12 protein-coding genes are annotated in these 16202 nt (G+C 59.7%); 2 read left to right on the top strand and 10 right to left on the bottom strand.

What is annotated here, in order from left to right:
• The first annotated feature begins 68 nt into the window (after positions 1 to 68).
• On the top strand, positions 69 to 2381 hold the full coding sequence (locus tag ACG9DO_RS04635; RefSeq protein WP_394730556.1) for a CDC48 family AAA ATPase: 2313 nt from the start codon (positions 69 to 71) through the stop codon (positions 2379 to 2381).
• 14 nt (positions 2382 to 2395) lie between these two features.
• Here ACG9DO_RS04635 and ACG9DO_RS04640 read toward each other — a convergent pair whose 3' ends face one another.
• The 4 genes from ACG9DO_RS04640 to polA form a co-directional block, all read right to left on the bottom strand.
• Positions 2396 to 2632: a hypothetical protein gene (locus tag ACG9DO_RS04640; RefSeq protein WP_394730557.1), complete on the bottom strand. Its 237-nt coding sequence runs from the start codon at positions 2630 to 2632 to the stop codon at positions 2396 to 2398.
• Positions 2629 to 3708, bottom strand: coding sequence for a mechanosensitive ion channel family protein (locus ACG9DO_RS04645; protein WP_394730558.1), 1080 nt, complete (start codon positions 3706 to 3708; stop codon positions 2629 to 2631). The genes ACG9DO_RS04640 and ACG9DO_RS04645 overlap by 4 nt, the downstream gene beginning before the upstream one ends.
• 45 nt (positions 3709 to 3753) lie before the next feature.
• On the bottom strand, positions 3754 to 5040 hold the full coding sequence (locus ACG9DO_RS04650; RefSeq protein WP_394730559.1) for a sensor histidine kinase: 1287 nt from the start codon (positions 5038 to 5040) through the stop codon (positions 3754 to 3756).
• Between the two features lie 73 nt (positions 5041 to 5113).
• Positions 5114 to 7960 (bottom strand): DNA polymerase I, encoded by a 2847-nt coding sequence (polA, locus tag ACG9DO_RS04655; RefSeq protein ID WP_394730560.1) that lies wholly within the window; start codon positions 7958 to 7960, stop codon positions 5114 to 5116.
• A 296-nt stretch (positions 7961 to 8256) separates the two neighbouring features.
• Between polA and ACG9DO_RS04660 the strand changes: the two genes are divergently transcribed.
• A complete protein-coding gene (locus tag ACG9DO_RS04660) occupies positions 8257 to 8508 on the top strand; it encodes a hypothetical protein (RefSeq protein WP_394730561.1) in 252 nt (83 codons plus the stop codon).
• A gap of 120 nt (positions 8509 to 8628) precedes the next feature.
• On the opposite strand, the gene ACG9DO_RS04665 is transcribed toward ACG9DO_RS04660, so the two are convergent.
• The 6 genes from ACG9DO_RS04665 to ACG9DO_RS04690 all read right to left on the bottom strand — a co-directional run bounded on the left by ACG9DO_RS04665 (position 8629) and on the right by ACG9DO_RS04690 (position 16185).
• On the bottom strand, positions 8629 to 9648 hold the full coding sequence (locus ACG9DO_RS04665; protein ID WP_394730562.1) for a serine hydrolase: 1020 nt from the start codon (positions 9646 to 9648) through the stop codon (positions 8629 to 8631).
• Between the two features lie 129 nt (positions 9649 to 9777).
• Positions 9778 to 10185: a host attachment protein gene (locus ACG9DO_RS04670; protein ID WP_394730563.1), complete on the bottom strand. Its 408-nt coding sequence runs from the start codon at positions 10183 to 10185 to the stop codon at positions 9778 to 9780.
• 131 nt (positions 10186 to 10316) lie between these two features.
• Positions 10317 to 11966, bottom strand: a complete 1650-nt coding sequence (gene groL, locus ACG9DO_RS04675) for a chaperonin GroEL (RefSeq protein ID WP_394730564.1) — start codon at positions 11964 to 11966, stop codon at positions 10317 to 10319.
• Positions 11967 to 12019: 53 nt separating this feature from the next.
• Entirely contained in the window at positions 12020 to 12307 is a 288-nt protein-coding gene (gene groES, locus ACG9DO_RS04680) for a co-chaperone GroES (protein WP_394730565.1), read from the bottom strand.
• 140 nt (positions 12308 to 12447) lie between these two features.
• On the bottom strand, positions 12448 to 13839 hold the full coding sequence (locus tag ACG9DO_RS04685) for an MATE family efflux transporter (protein WP_394730566.1): 1392 nt from the start codon (positions 13837 to 13839) through the stop codon (positions 12448 to 12450).
• A 162-nt stretch (positions 13840 to 14001) separates the two neighbouring features.
• Entirely contained in the window at positions 14002 to 16185 is a 2184-nt protein-coding gene (locus tag ACG9DO_RS04690) for a DUF305 domain-containing protein (protein ID WP_394730567.1), read from the bottom strand.
• Positions 16186 to 16202: the final 17 nt, after the last annotated feature.

Below are 16202 nucleotides of genomic sequence, written 5' to 3' on the forward strand. Positions count from 1 at the left end.
TTCGGTGTCGGCTCCGTGGCGGGTGCGCTGATGCTGTTACCTTACCGCGCGATAAGGAGAGTGGCTGCATGGCCAAAGCCGACGCTGAAAAAGAAACTACCGATACCGGCGTTAGGCTTCAGGTCGCGCCAGCGCGTCAGGAAGAATCGGGCCAGGGTATCGCGCGCATGCCGCGCACTGCCTTTCAGGCGCTTGGGATTACAGAAGGCGATATCGTCGAAGTGACCGGCAAGCGTAGCAGCCCGGCCATCGCGATGGCTGCTTATCCCGAAGATGATGCGCTCGATATCGTGCGCCTCGACGGTTTGCAGCGCGGTAATTCCGAGGCGGCATCGGGCGAGCATGTCACTATCGCACGGGCGGAATCGCGCCCCGCTAAACGTGTGGTCTTTGCGCCTGCGCAACGCGAAATGCGGCTGCAGGGCCCTTCGCAGGCGTTGAAGCGCAACTTTTTCCGCCGCCCGCTTGTCGCTGGCGACCTAGTTGCGACAACCGGCCAGCAACCGGTCCAGAATATGCCCTCGGATGTCCGCCAGATGCTGCGAGCACCCGCCTATGCGCTTACGCAAATCCGGCTGTCTGTCGTTTCCACAACGCCCAAGGGCATCGTCCATATCGACGAGAACACCGAAGTAGAGCTGCGAGCCGAATTTGAAGAAGCCCGCGACGCGCGTGCAGTGGTCAATTATGACGACGTGGGCGGCATGGATGAAACGATCCAGCAGCTTCGCGAAATGGTCGAACTGCCGCTGCGTTATCCAGAGCTGTTCACCCGGCTTGGCGTCGATCCTCCCAAGGGCGTGCTGCTCCACGGTCCACCAGGGACCGGCAAGACCCGCCTTGCCCAAGCGGTAGCAAACGAATCCGATGCGCACTTCTTCACCATCAACGGGCCGGAAATCATGGGTTCCGGCTACGGCGAGAGCGAAAAGCGTCTGCGCGAAGTCTTCGAAGAAGCGACATCCTCATCGCCTGCGATCATTTTCATCGACGAGATCGATTCCATTGCTCCCAAGCGCAGCCAGGTTTCCGGTGAAGCGGAGAAGCGACTGGTTGCGCAATTGCTGACATTGATGGACGGCATCGGAGCGCGCGCCAACCTCGTGGTGATCGCAGCGACCAATCGCCCTGACGCCATTGACGAGGCGCTGCGGCGTCCAGGTCGGTTCGATCGTGAGATCGTGATCGGTGTGCCGGACCAGAGCGGCAGGCGGGAAATCCTTGCCATCCACACCCGAGGGATGCCGCTTGGCGACCAAGTCAATCTTGATGAGCTGGCGCGCGTGACACATGGCTTTGTCGGTGCCGATCTTGCGGCGCTGGCGCGTGAAGCGGCGATTGATGCTGTTCGCCGGATAATGCCGAAGCTGGATCTCGACGAACGCACGATCCCGCCCGAAGTGCTGGAGGAACTGTGCGTTGAACGCGATGACTTCCTTCAGGCGCTTAAGCGGATCCAGCCCAGCGCCATGCGTGAAGTGATGGTGCAGATGCCGAATGTCGGCTGGGACGATATTGGCGGTATTGGCGACGCAATTGACAAGCTCAAGGAAGGGATTGAGCTGCCGCTCAAGAACCCGGACGCTTTCCGCCGTTTGGGCATTCGCCCGGCCAAGGGCTTCCTGCTTTATGGCCCTCCTGGAACAGGCAAGACGCTCCTTGCCAAAGCGGTGGCAAAGGAAGCCGAGGCTAACTTCATCTCCATGAAGTCGAGCGATCTGCTCTCCAAATGGTATGGCGAAAGCGAGCAGCAGATCAGCCGGATGTTCCAGCGCGCGCGGGCCGTTGCGCCCTGCGTCGTGTTCATCGACGAGATCGACAGCCTGGTCCCGGCGCGAGGATCAGGTCAGGGAGAACCCCAGGTCACAGCGCGGGTTGTCAATACTATCCTCGCTGAGATGGACGGCATGGAAGACCTGCAGTCTGTTGTCGTCATCGGCGCCACCAACCGGCCCGCGCTGGTTGATCCGGCTTTGCTGCGACCCGGGCGCTTTGACGAGCTGGTCTATGTCGGCACACCTGACAAAGCGGGCCGGGTCCATATTCTGGAAATACACACCAGTGAGATGCCCCTGGCCAAGGACGTGGACCTCAGCAAGATTGCACAAGCGACAGACCGTTTCACAGGAGCCGATCTAGAAGATGTCGTGCGCCGCGCGGGCCTTAATGCGCTGCGCAGGGTCGGCGGTGAAGTCAAAGAGGTTGCCAAGCAGGATTTCGACGAAGCGCTCAAGGATTCTCGTGCGACAGTGACGAGCCAGATGGAGGCCGAATACAAAAAGATGCGCGGCGAGCTGAAAAAGCGCGCGGCAGAGGTTCAGCCAATCGGCTTTATCCACGAAGGGATGATCGAATCCACGCGTGCCAACAAGCACGACTGATCCAGCGTTGGGGGTCAGGTTTCGCGTGCCATCGGCCAGCTCGCGAATGCCAGCAGCGCAAAGGTGATGGCCAATGCCGCGAAGGCCAGCACGGATTGCTGGTCGACCACTGTGCCACTCGCGGCGTCGAAGTACCGGCCTTCTGAATTGAACGGGAGATCGCGGCGGCGATCCCACATTATGGCTGAGCCAATTGAGGCCAAGGCAAAGACCGCGCTGGCGATGCGTCGAATGACGCGGATCGAACTCAAGGCTCGCCCGCCTTGGGATGTCCATTAGGCACTTCGAGCCGATGGCGGATCAGGGCATCTTCCTGATTTTCGCGAATCCACTTGAGCATGTGCTCGCGGACGTCGCAGCGCAATTCGAACAGTTCGCCGATGGTCGGCGCGCTCATCGCCAGCCGTAATTCGACGCTTTCGGGATAGGCTTCCGTCACCAGGCATGATTGCGTTCGCCCATCGAACAGCGCATGCGCGCCGAGATAGCGTTCAAACTCTGCACGGATCGGCGCGATGTCTGTAATCGGATCAAGATGCAGCATCACTGGCCCGCTGAGGCGTTCATTGGCGCGCGACCAGTTTTCGAAGCTTTCATCGATAAACCTGCATGTCGGCACAATCAGTAAGCGTTCGTCCCAGGTACGGACAGTGACAAAGCTCATTCGGATTTCCTCCACGCGTCCGGCATCCGGACCGATCTTGACAAGGTCTCCGATCCGAAAGGGTTCAGTGACCGCAATCTGCAAGCCACCAATCAGTGATTTGAGAGCCGGTTGAGCGGCAGCGCCTACTGCGAGCGCCGCCAGACCGGCGGAGGCGAGCAAAGTCGTGCCGATCGATTGCACTGACGGAATACTGAACAGCATTAAGCCGACCGTGATGAAGACGATCGCGAAATTGGCCGTGCGGGACAGCACGGCAAGCCGGGTCCGGCGGCTGCGCATGGCGACTGGATCGTCCGAGGCTTCCATCCGATATTCGACCGTGGCGGTAAATGCCTTGACCAGGGTGTAGGCGATCCAGCCCAGCAGCGCAGGCCGAACAAATTGAGCCACCGGCTCCCACACGGCCTGAAGATCGGGGTTGGCGCCAGCCATCAGCGTGACACCCAGCGCAAGAATGGACCATTTCACCGGGCGGCGAATGCGCTCGACAACCAGTTCATCGACGTTGGTTTCTGACAGGCGGGCCAATCGGGTCGCCAGACCGAATATGATTTGATAGGCGAGGTATGCCAGTGTGAGCGCAACGAGAACCGCTATCCCTGCGTTCAAGCCGCTGTCCCAATCGAAGGCCCAGTTGGCGGGGTAATATCGCTGTAGCATCGCCTTGGCAGGTAGGTCGCCAGACGCCTGGCCGCAAGGGCGAAGTCAGATTACTTTCAGCGGAAAGCGGATGTGCACCTGGCATCCCTGCGGCTTGAACACGCGATCTATGCTCCCGCCAAGCTGCTGCGCAGCGCCGCGCATGAGCTGTGACCCAAATCCTCGTTCTTGCGTATCAACCAGGTTCGAAAGCCCGTCTTCGCGCCAGTCGATTATCACCAGATTGCCGTCAAGGTACCAGTCAATCTTGATGGCACCGCTATGCGCCCATGCGCCGTATTTAATCGCATTGGTGGTCAATTCGTGCAGCACCAGCCCGAGCGGCGTGACAAGTCTTGCCGGCAGCAGGACCTGTGGCCCGTCAATCTCAGCGCGATGCACTTTGGAGAGGTAAGGCGACAGAGTTGTTTCGACCAGCGCCCTGAGCGGAGCGAATGCCTCGTCGCCAGACCCTTGGGTGACCTCATGCGCCTTGAGCAGAGCTCGCACGCGCTGTCCAACGATGTCCAGGACCGGTTGAGCGGATGGGGCATCCCGCCCGCTCATCTGGACGATTGCCAGGATCATCGCGAATAGGTTCTTCACACGATGGTTGAGCTCTCCTGCCAGGAGGTCCGCCCGATCGCGTGCCGTTGCCAGGGCGCTCGCCTGCGCTGCCTCCGCCTGTGCATCGGCGGCTTTACGGATCAGGCGCAGAACCAGGATCAGCAGCAGGATCACCATCACCAGCAGGCCGAGCACGAGCCAGGGTGTCCGGGTCTCCGCCGATTGAGCATCGGTCAGCGCTCTGTCGAGAATATCCTGTTCGAGCACCTCAAGCTCGCGCACTGCCCCTTGCAGTTCGACCATGAGATCACGACTCTGGTCAGTCCGCACGCGATCCCTTGCGTTCCCTACTTCTCCGGCCTGTGCCAGGATGACGGTTTCCTCCATGACCTCGATCTTGGCTGTCGCAGCGCGCTCGATAGTGTCGAGCAGTTCATCCTGTCGCGGGGTTGCCTTCCGTGCGAGGGTCTCGCGCAGCAGGTTCAGAGATGGCAAGAGCTCGGCTCGCCCGCGCGAATAGGGCTCCAGGTACTCAGGATCCAAGGTTATGAGATATCCGCGCTGGCCGGATTCAAGGTTGATCGCGGCGCGATTGATATTGCGCAGCAACACAAGCGCTCTGGTGGTGGTCTGCACTTGCTCGCGTTCAGCCCGCTCGACCTGCATGGTCTGGAAAATCACACCAAACATCGTGAGCAACGCGAGCGCGATGATCACGACCAGGCCCTGGTTGAGCCATTCTCGGCCGGCTCGAGGGGCTGGAGTTGGGGCAGATGTCGAGCTCACAGCTGCCTGCTAGTCCCGGCAATCTCGTGAAACAAGAGGTTGCTGATGGCGCGCACTTGCTTCAGGTATCGGGTCAGTGCGCAGCGTCCCAACTGGCGCCCGTTCCGATATCTACCCCCAAAGGCACGTCGATAGTGACAGAGGGTCCAGCGGCCTCGGCCATCGCCCTTTCGATTACCGCGCTGGCAGCCTCGACGTCACCTTGAGGCAATTCGAACACCAGTTCGTCGTGGACCTGGAGCAGCATCCTGACATGGCCAAGGCCTTCTGCTTCGAGCGCAGGCATCATGCGCACCATGGCACGCTTGATGATGTCCGCGCTGGTGCCCTGGATAGGGGCGTTGATCGCTGCGCGCTCAGAGCCCTGGCGCTCCGCCTGGTTCTTCGAATTGATTCGCGGGAACCACGTCTTTCGACCAAACAACGTTTCGGAGTAGCCGCGCTCCCGCACGGTTTCGAGTGTGTCCATGATATAGCGCTGGATACCCGGGAAGCGCTGGAAATAGGTGTCGATCATGGCCTGCGCTTCGTCCGGCTCGACTTCGAGCCTGCTTGCAAGTCCCCAGCGCGAAATGCCGTAGAGGATCGCGAAGTTGATCGTCTTCGCCCGCGCGCGGGTGTCGCGGTTGACTTCGCCGAACATCTCGGTTGCTGTGCGTGCGTGGATGTCCTCGCCATTGGCAAAGGCCTCCTTCAGCGTCGGCACATCGGCCATATGCGCGGCGAGCCGCAACTCGATCTGCGAATAGTCAGCGGCGAGTAGGACATTGCCTTCCTCCGGCACGAAAGCTTCGCGGATCTGCCGTCCGATGGCGGTGCGGATCGGGATGTTCTGCAAGTTCGGATCGGTTGAACTGAGCCGTCCGGTCTGTGCGCCTACCAGCGAGTAGCTTGTGTGGACACGGCCCGTTGCGGGATTGATCTGCTGCTGCAGCGCATCGGTGTAGGTCGATTTGAGCTTCGCCAGATGGCGCCACTCCAGTACCTTCTTGGCGATCCCCGCACCTTCGCCTGCAAGGCGTTCGAGCACACTGTGATCGGTCGAGTACTGACCGCTCTTGCCTTTCTTGCCGCCTTTGAAACCCAACTTCTCGAACAGGATATCGCCGAGCTGCTTGGGACTACCGACTGCGAATTCCTCACCTGCCTCTTCGTGAATCTCGCCTTCAAGCCGGGCTGTCTCGCGCGCGAATTCCTCAGATAACCCGGCGAGGCGCGCGCGATCGACCTTGATCCCGTGGCGTTCCATCTGTGCGACAACCGGGATCAGCGGCTTGTCCACCCGCTCGTAAATGCGCGAGCCGCCTTCAATCGCCAGGCGGGGCTTCAAGTGCTGGTACAGCCGCCAGGTAATATCGGCGTCTTCAGCGGCATATTCAGTCGCCTTGCCGAGCGGCACTTCGCCAAACGGGATCTGCTTCTTGCCGGTCCCGCACACGTCCTTGAACGCAAGCGGAGTGTGTCCCAAGTGGCGCTCAGACAGCTCGTCCATGCCGTGCCCGCCGCCTATCCCGTCCGTACCGCGCCCGGCATCAAGCGCAAAGCTGATGACCATGGTGTCTTCAACCGGGCTGACGGAGACATCGTAGCGCGCCAGGACATTGAGATCGTATTTGCCGTTCTGGAAGATCTTGATGACGCTGTCGGCAGCCAAGAGCGGCTTCAAAGCTTCAAGCGCTGCGTCGCGGTCAATCTGATCCGGCTTCTCAGCAAACATGTCCGAGCCGCCATGCGCGAGCGGGATATAGCATGCATCGTTCGGGCCGAGCGCAAGGCTGATCCCCACCAGCTCGGCCTGCATCGCATCAAGCGCGGATGTCTCGGTATCCACAGCGATCAGGCGCGCCGCAAAACCCCGCTCGATCCAGTGTGCCAGCCGCTCCAGCGATTGCACAGTCTCATAGCCGCTGCGATCGATCGCGGGCATCTCCGGCAAGGGCTGGCTGTTCCCCTCGCTGGTTCCGGCATCACTCTTGGTCTCTGCCTTTGCGGGATTGAGATTGTTCGGACGCTCAGGGCTCCCGGCGCCGGCACCAAGCCGCCGCAGCAGCGAGGTAAACCCGTGCTTCTCGAGAAAAGCAGCAAGCGGTTCCGGCGGGACGCCGTCAAGCTTGAAGTGCTCGAGCGGTTCCGGAAGTTCGCAATCCTCCTTGAGCGCAACGAGCACTCGGCTCATTTCTGCATCTGCGCGGCTTTCGAGCAAGCGTTCCTTCAGCTTGGATTTCTTCATGTCGGCAGCCGCGTCGAGCGCTCCGGTGAGTGAGCCATGCTCTGCAATCAGCTTGCTCGCTGTCTTGGGGCCGATGCCATAGATGCCCGGAATATTGTCGACGCTGTCGCCCATCAGCGCGAGCACGTCGCCAACCAGTTCAGGCGGAACGCCGAATTTTTCTTCGACTTCCTCGCGATAGATGCGCTGGCTCTTCATCGTGTCCAGCATGTCGATGCGGCCAGTACCCTTGGCACCGCTTTCCTCGCCAACCAGCTGCATCAGGTCCTTGTCGGACGAAACAATGGTGACATCCCAACCTTCGCGCTGCGCGGCGCGGGCATAGCTGGCGATGAGGTCATCAGCTTCGAGCCCCGCTTGTTCGATGCAGGGCAGGCTGAACGCGCGGGTCGCATCGCGAATCAGCGGGAACTGAGGGACGAGGTCTTCGGGTGCGGGCGGGCGATTCGCCTTGTATTCAGGATAGATCTCGTTGCGGAAGCTCTTCGAATCCTTGTCGAGGATGACCGCGAGATGGGTGGGTCCATCGGCCTGATCCAGGTCTTCGGCCAGCTTCCACAGCATCGTGGTGTAGCCATAGACCGCTCCGACCGGTGTGCCTTCAGGATCGGTCAAAGGAGGAAGCCGGTGGTAGGCCCGGAAGATATAGGATGATCCGTCGACCAGATAGAGGTGATTCTTGTCCGCCATGAACTGGTGCTAGCAGTCGGTGGCTCGGCAGGTAAGGCGGGTGGAGAAGATTATGCGCTGTGCTCTTTTGGCTGCGACCTTCTCATGCTTATGGCCCCGGGAGCGACCGGCTATGGCGTTTCAGCGCTGCGATCAATTGAGGCGGAAAAATGGCAAAATATGACGAATCCGCTTGCGCTGCCACAAAGCTGCCATTATTTAGCACTTCCGAAGCAAGCCCGGCGAGGGCGCGCTTTGATCACCCGAGGGGGGACCTTCGGGTGGACGACAACTCGCTGACTTAAGGATTTAATTTTATGCGTAAGATCATTCTTGCTGCCGCAATCGCTGGTTCGGCTCTTGGCCTCGCTGCATGTTCAGAAGCTGCTGACGACGCTGCTGACACGATGGCTGATGCTGAAGCAGTTGCTGAAGAAGCAACCGCAGAAGCTGGTGAAGCTGCAGACGCAGCTGGCGAAGTAATGGACGACGCTGCTGCTGATGTTGAAGCTGCTGCAGACGAAGCTGTTGAAACCGCTGAAGGCGCAATGGAAGAAGCTGCTGAGTAATCCTCGCAGCCAAATTCCTTCGCGAATTTAAAGAGGGGCGGTGCCGGTCGGTGCCGCCCTTTCTTTATGTGTATCAGAGTTGAGGGCACGAATGAGCAGGATCGAGCTTTCCCGCTCCGCTCAACCCCCGGTCTGCGTTGCGCTCGTCCAGATCTGCGGGCTTCGCGCCTTGGAAGCGAACCCGTCATAGAGCGCACGCGCGATCTCGGCGATGCGGGCTTCACGGTTGGCGCGCGATCCTTGACCAGTGACATAGATTGCAACAGCAATCGTGCGCCCGTCTGGTGAACGGATAAAACCGATATCGGACGAGGTGTTGTTGAGCGATCCGGTCTTGTGGCTCACTTCCACGTAATCCGGCATGTTGCCCTTGATCCGTCGCGCCCCGGTCCGCGTGCGGCTCATTGCATCGAGGATCACCTGCCGGCTCTCCGCCTTGAGGAATTTTCCCTGATACAGGCCGGTCAGCAGTTGCAGCATCGCTTTGGGCGTCGCTGCGTCGCGTTCATCGATATAGGAAACAGGATCGAACTCACCGTCATCGCGGACCAGCGTCGCGATATCGCGATCGATGCTGAAATCCCTGATCCCCTGGCGACGCATCCAGTCATTGACCTTTTCCGTTCCGCCCACCGCTGCGAGCAGCGCGTCCGTTGCGGGGTTGCTTGACCGCGTGATCATGATTTCGATCAAGTCGATAGCCTGCATGTATTCGCCTTCGCGCACAGGCGCAGCGCGGCTTGAGAACTTTGCTGAACGGACTGGAATGAGCAGTGGAAACTCGGTTGTGAGCGAGTACTTGCCCTTTTCGACAAGCTCCAGATAGGCGGCCGCGACCGCGATCTTGCTCGTTGAAGCCATCGGAAACCTCTGGTCGCCAAGGACAAAGATCTCTTCGCCGGTCGAAAGGTCGACAGCAGCGACGCCGATACGGCCTTTGTTACCGTCCGCAACCCGGGCGATGCGCTGTTCAAAGCTGCTGTCATAGATCGCCTTGAAGCTTTGCGGCGCACGCACTTCCGTACCGAAGGCGTCGTCAAAGCTCGCTTCGAGCTGATTGGTCTGAGCAAAGGCAGGTGCTGCCAGAGCGACCGCTGGCGCGACCAGAACTGCTGTCAAATTCTTTAAGGCTCTGCGCATTTCTCGATACCTATCCCAAACAAGGTTTGCAGAGGCTTAACGGCGCGCGATTCTCTCAAGCAAGCAACACTTATTCGCGCTGCGGCAGAATGTTGCGCGTGAGCGACGATCTGCTCGTGCAGGAATGGCCTATTCGCTTTGTATGGCTGCTGCGATCCGATCAGCGGTTTCTTGCGTCATTGTCTTGGCGAGCTCTCCGACCAGCTTTTCTTGCAATTTGGTGTGGTAGTGGTGGCGCATTTCGCCCATCGTCTTGGGGTCCGCGATGATCAGCAAATGGTCAATTTCGCCAGCAATGCACTTGGCATTTAGCCACTCTGCCACAGCGGCGCCGTGAGCCAGCTCATCAAGCTGTGTCCTTCCGATTTCCCGGCCAACGTGATCCTGGTGGCGGACGCCAGCGCTGAAATTGGTCGTATCAAGCGCCGGTCGGGCTTCGTGCGTCAGACTCGGCTCGAATATCTGGCCGTCATTGCGGAACAAGATGAAGTTCTCGCCATCGACTACGGCGACGTGTGCTTTATAAGGCAACTTCATTCGTCATCTCCCTTGCATATCATCGATATGTCTATGTGCGCCTCTGGTGCCTTCACTGCAAGGTCGAAGGAAAAAGGCCCGGCGGATCGCTCCACCGGGCCCTTTTTTTGCCGATAACGGGGGTGAAAGGCTTAGAAGCCCATCCCGCCCATCCCGCCCATGCCGCCCATATCAGGCATTGCGGGGCCGCCAGACTTGTCTTCCGGAGCGTCCGTGATGGCTGCTTCGGTGGTGATCAGAAGTCCAGCAACCGATGCTGCGTCCTGCAGCGCGGTGCGCACGACCTTGGTCGGGTCGATAACGCCGGCCTTCACCAGGTCTTCATAGACATCGGTAGCCGCATTGAAACCGAGGGTCTCGTCATTGGCGTCCATCAACTTGCCAGCGACAACAGCGCCATCGTGGCCGGCGTTGGAAGCGATCTGGCGAACCGGCGCTTGCAGCGCGCGACGGATGATGTCGATGCCGCGAGTCTGGTCTTCATTTGCACCGGCGACGCCTTCGAGCGCCTTGGTTGCGTAGAGCAGAGCCGTACCTCCGCCTGGGACGATGCCTTCTTCGACTGCAGCGCGGGTAGCGTGCAGCGCGTCGTCAACGCGGTCCTTGCGTTCCTTCACTTCCACTTCAGTTGCGCCGCCGACCTTGATCACGGCAACACCGCCAGCGAGCTTGGCCAGACGTTCTTGCAGCTTTTCACGGTCGTAGTCGCTGGTGGTTGCTTCGATCTGCGCGCGGATTTCGCCGACGCGGGCCTTGATGTCTTCCGGCGAACCGGCACCGTCGACGATGGTCGTGTTGTCCTTGTCGATGGTGACCTTCTTGGCTTGGCCGAGCATGCCGAGCGTGACGTTTTCAAGCTTGATGCCAAGGTCTTCGCTGACCATCTCGCCCTTCGTCAGGATCGAAATGTCCTGCAGCATGGCCTTGCGGCGATCGCCGAAGCCCGGTGCCTTGACTGCAGCCACCTTGAGGCCGCCGCGCAGCTTGTTGACAACGAGTGTTGCGAGCGCTTCGCCTTCGATGTCTTCCGCGATGATCAGCAGCGGACGACCGCTCTGAACAGCTGCTTCAAGCACCGGCAGCATCGACTGCAGGTTGCTGAGCTTCTTCTCGTGGATCAGGATGTAGGGGTTCTCCAGCTCAACCGTCATCTTGTCCGGGTTGGTGATGAAGTATGGGCTGAGATAGCCGCGGTCGAACTGCATGCCTTCAACCACGTCGAGCTCGAATTCGAGACCCTTGGCTTCTTCGACGGTGATGACGCCTTCCTTGCCGACCTTTTCCATCGCTTCGGCGATCTTCTCGCCGACTTCGCGGTCGCCATTGGCAGAGATGATGCCAACCTGAGCGATTTCGGAAGACCCGGCGACGTCCTTCGAACGTCCTTTCAGGTTCTCGACGATCTTGTCGACCGCGAGGTCGATGCCGCGCTTCAGGTCCATCGGGTTCATGCCGGCTGCGACCGACTTCATGCCTTCGCGAACGATGGCCTGAGCGAGCACAGTTGCAGTCGTTGTACCGTCACCGGCGGCGTCGTTCGCCTTGCTGGCGACTTCGCGCAGCATCTGTGCGCCCATGTTCTCGAACTTGTCTTTAAGTTCGATTTCCTTGGCGACGGTAACGCCGTCCTTGGTGATGCGCGGTGCGCCGAAGCTCTTGTCGATCACGACGTTGCGACCCTTCGGGCCGAGCGTGACCTTGACGGCGTTTGCGAGCGTGTCGACGCCCTTGAGGATGCCTTCACGGGCATCACGGCCGAACTTTACGTCCTTGGCTGCCATTTTGGTTTCTCCTGGAATTCAGTGTGCGTTGTGGAAGCGAGTGCGGATCGGGCTCAGCCCAGGATCCCCATGATGTCGCTTTCCTTCATGATCAGCAGGTCTTCGCCGTCGATCTTGACTTCAGTGCCGGACCACTTGCCGAACAGCACGCGGTCGCCTGCCTTGACATCAAGCGGAATGCGATCGCCGTCATCATCGCGCGCGCCTTCGCCAACGGCGACAATTTCACCTTCGCTGGGCTTTTCCTGCGCGCTGTCAGGGATGATGATGCCGCCAGCGGTCTTCTGGTCGGCTTCGATACGACGAACCACGACGCGGTCGTGGAGTGGGCGAAATGCCATGGTAATGACCTTTCTTGTCAGAGTTGAATATCACTGTTGGCACTCTCAAGCGGAGAGTGCCAGCGAGCCGCAAATGGGGGCGGCCTGCCTCAGAGTCAACAAGCGGTCAGCAAATTTTTTTGCGGAATTTGCTTTCCGATCTAAATGCGCATGGTCAGGCCGATGCGATCGCGCAGCATCCACCGCCAGGTCAGCAGAATCGCGGCGCTGAAGAGGCCGGCAGCAAGCCCGACCCAAACGCCTACGCCGGCAAGGATCGTGAAGAATCCGAGGCCGATTGCCAGCCCCATCCCCGGCACCCAATAGCTGAAGATCGCGATCCACATTGGCACGCGTGTATCCTGGAGCCCTCGCAGGACGCCCGCCGCAACTGCCTGAACCCCGTCAGCCAGCTGGAATACGGCCGCAAGCATGAGATATTGCAAGGCAAACCCGATCAGCGCTGCATTCCGGGCCGCGTCGACATCGACATAGATCGACAGCAGCAATTCGGGCGTCAGCAGCATCAGAAGTGCTGTGATCGTCATGAACCCTGCGCCCATCGCAATCGCTACCCAGCCAGCTTGCTTGATCCCCTGCCTGTCGCGCGCGCCAAAGAAATAGCCGACACGGATTGTGGTCGCTTGTCCTACGCCTTGCGGCACTTGAAATGCGAGTGCAGCCAATTGCAGCGCGACCGTGTGTCCGGCGAGCTCAGCCGCGCCGAACCGTCCCATCATGAAGGCTGCCGCACCGAAGATTCCGGCCTCAGCCGTGACGGTCAGGGCGATGGGTGAGCCGATCTTCACGATTTGCCAGAACACGGGCCAGTCGGCTCTCCACCAGTTGGCGAAGATGCGGTAGCGGTGGAGCAGCCTGTCCCAGCGGATCAGCGCCACATAGGCGAGCACAACAATGACTGACGTGATGATCGTCGCGATTGCAGCACCAACCAGTTCGAGCCGGGGCATCCCGAAATTGCCGAATACGAAGGCGTAGTTCGCAACGCCGTTCACGATAATGCCAAGCCCGGTGATCGCCGTTGCGACATAGGGCCGCCCCAGCGCAGACACATAATTGCGCAGGACGCTCGCAAAGATCATGGGGATCATCGAGAATATCAGGACGGAATTGTAGCCATCAGCAAGTGCGATGATGTCGCTTTGCTGTCCGGTCACTTTCATGATCGGTACAAGCAGCCCGCCAGCAAGCACCATCGCAGCAAGGCCTGAGAAAACCGCCAGCCACAGCCCCATGCGGGTCGTGCGGCGGATCGGGCGGACGGCCTTCGGGTTTTCGCCGAGCTTTGCAGCAAGGACTGCTGCCATCGCGCCGTTCATGGACATCAGCGCCCACAGCAAGAGGCCAAACCATGACACAGTGAGCGAACTTGCGGCGAGTTCCTCGTCACCCAACCGTGCAATGAACATGACGTCAATCGCGTAAGTCAGCATCTGCAGAAGATTGGCGAGCGCCAGCGGCCAGGCGAGCTTGAAAGTCGCCCGGATCTCCTCGCCCCAGGTTGGCGTCAAAAGAGGAACCGTCTCACGCATAGCCTTGTCCGCCAGTCCTGCGGGGCATATGCCTGAAGACCAGCCGGACCGGATAGGCGCGGTTCTACGCGTTGGAAAGAGGCTTGGCGGGCAGTCGCACCGCTTGGCTCAAGCAGTGCGGCTATCTCGCAACAGCCGACTCGATGAACCGAAGTGAGACCCTCAACCGCCTTTGCGGGAGGCCTCCACCCGGGCGACGATTTCCTCAGGCCACGTTACCTGCGTCTGGGTCTGTGGATTGAACGCGGCACCCTCGAATTGCGCCTCTTCAGCGGCAGCGATTTCCTCAGCAGTAAGGAACTCGCTTGGCTCCAGCGCGAACACGTCGAGACCGCGCGTGATCTCGGTCGCATAGATGCGGCCATTGTACCAATAGGCTGACCAATATCCTCCGGCCACGAGCTGTTCATCGCTGATCGGGCCGCGATCGAAGTAGGCAATTTCGACCGGATTGGCGGTGTCGGTGAAGTCGATTACGCTGATGCCGCCCTGGTACCAGGCCTGCACGAAGATGTCGCGGCCGGGCACTGGAATGATCGAGCCATTATGCGCGACGCAATTCTCCATGTTGGTCTGCGGCGCGGGAATCTTGTAGAGGCTGCGGAACTCAAGCTTGCCGTCAACGATATCGTAAATTCCATTCGCGCCCCAGTTCATCGGATCGCCTGCCTGGCAGCGCGGACGACTGCCGCCGCCCCATTCATCCGTGAACAGCACCTTGGTGCCATCATTGTTGAAGGTTGCGGAATGCCAATAGGCAAACCCTTTATCGGTCACATCGTCGACCCTCTTGGGTGCCATCGGGTCGGAAATGTCGAGGAGTACTCCGTTGCCTGAGCACGCCCCGGCAGCGAGCTGAAGCGAAGGGAACACGGTGATGTCGTGACAGTGATCGGTGATGCGCGTCTCCTGCGTGCCATCGCCATGGTCACCGCCGCGCCACAGCCCTGCAATCTGGCCGTTTTCGGCAAAGATGCGCGGGCTGTCGATGATTCGCGCAGCGGCTGGGTTAGAAACCGGGATCTCGATGATATCGATACTGAACAGCGCGGTACGGTCATCGCCCTGGACATTGAAGCACCCGGCCATCTCCTCTTCCGGTCGGATGTAGGAAGTGCCTGAGTTGTAGACCACGATGGTATCGTCATCGGCAGTCACAATCGAGTGCGTATGGCTGCCGCGGCATGTCTGGACCTGGACAATCTGGCGTGGACGAGTGATGTCGGAGATATCGAAAATCCGAACACCTCGAAATCGTTCTTCGCTGATCCGTCCTTGAACGCCCTGCAGACCGCAATCGACGCGACCGCGCGAATCCTCAACGCTCATTAGCAGCAGGTCACCAATGACAGAGACATCGCCCTGACCACCTGGGCAGACAGTCGAGCTGACCAATGTCGGCAGGCCATCTGCGCCCAGGCGATAAGCGTTGAAACCGTGATAGCTGCCCGCGATGAGGTAGTCCCCGCTAAATGCCATTTCAGTGTTGGCGAAGTCGAGCAGCGCGTCGCGCTCGCTGAACTGGGCCTTGCGTTTTTCCTTGCCGTTATCCTCGACGGACGCGGCGGTGTCTTTGTCGCCATCCTGCGGAATTTCAAGGCGCAGCCCAGCAGGATTGGCCGGATCGAAGAAGCCAGCAGGCTTGGGCAAGGACGCGACCAGGCGCAGGTTGGAGATCGCTTCTCCCGCATCGGTCAGACCAGCCTTCAAAGTTGCACGCGGATCATCTGAGAGCCCTGCGAGGATGACATTCATCCGGTCGATTTCCTGGGTCTGGTCGCTGACAACATCGTTGGTGAAGTTGAACATTACTGGGTCAGCGGCGGAGCCGTGTTGCTCGTGGAGTTCCTTGACCATCTCGACCGCGCCCTGGTGATGCTCGATCATGCCCTTGATGAACAACCGGTCGAATTCAGTGCCCGATGCCGCTGCCATCGCGGCCATTTGATCAGACGTGAGCATGCCTTTCATCCGGTGATTGGAGTGGTCCATGCCGTGATGGCTGTGCCCCGTTCCATGCATGGGAGAAATTGGCTCGCCGCGGGCCTCCAACCATTCTGTCATGAAGCGAATCTCGTCCGCCTGGCTCGCATTGATGCGTTCCGATACGGCTATGATAGCTGGCTGGTTGGTCCTTCCTTTGACCAAGGCTGCCATTTCAACTGCCTGTCGGTGGTGGACGACCATGCCCTGCATAAAGGCAACATCGTAGGGCGAATAGCTCGTTTCAGCCAGCCTGATCGCTTCTTGAGCGTTAATCACTTGCGGAGAAGAGCCGGGGGCACCAGGCATAATGATGGGCGCATCCTCCGCGCTTGCTGGAGCCATGATGAGAAGTGCTGCCAAGGCAGCAGACGTAATCA

This window comes from Altererythrobacter sp. GH1-8 (assembly GCF_043702085.1).
Taxonomy (GTDB): Bacteria; Pseudomonadota; Alphaproteobacteria; order Sphingomonadales; family Sphingomonadaceae; genus Erythrobacter.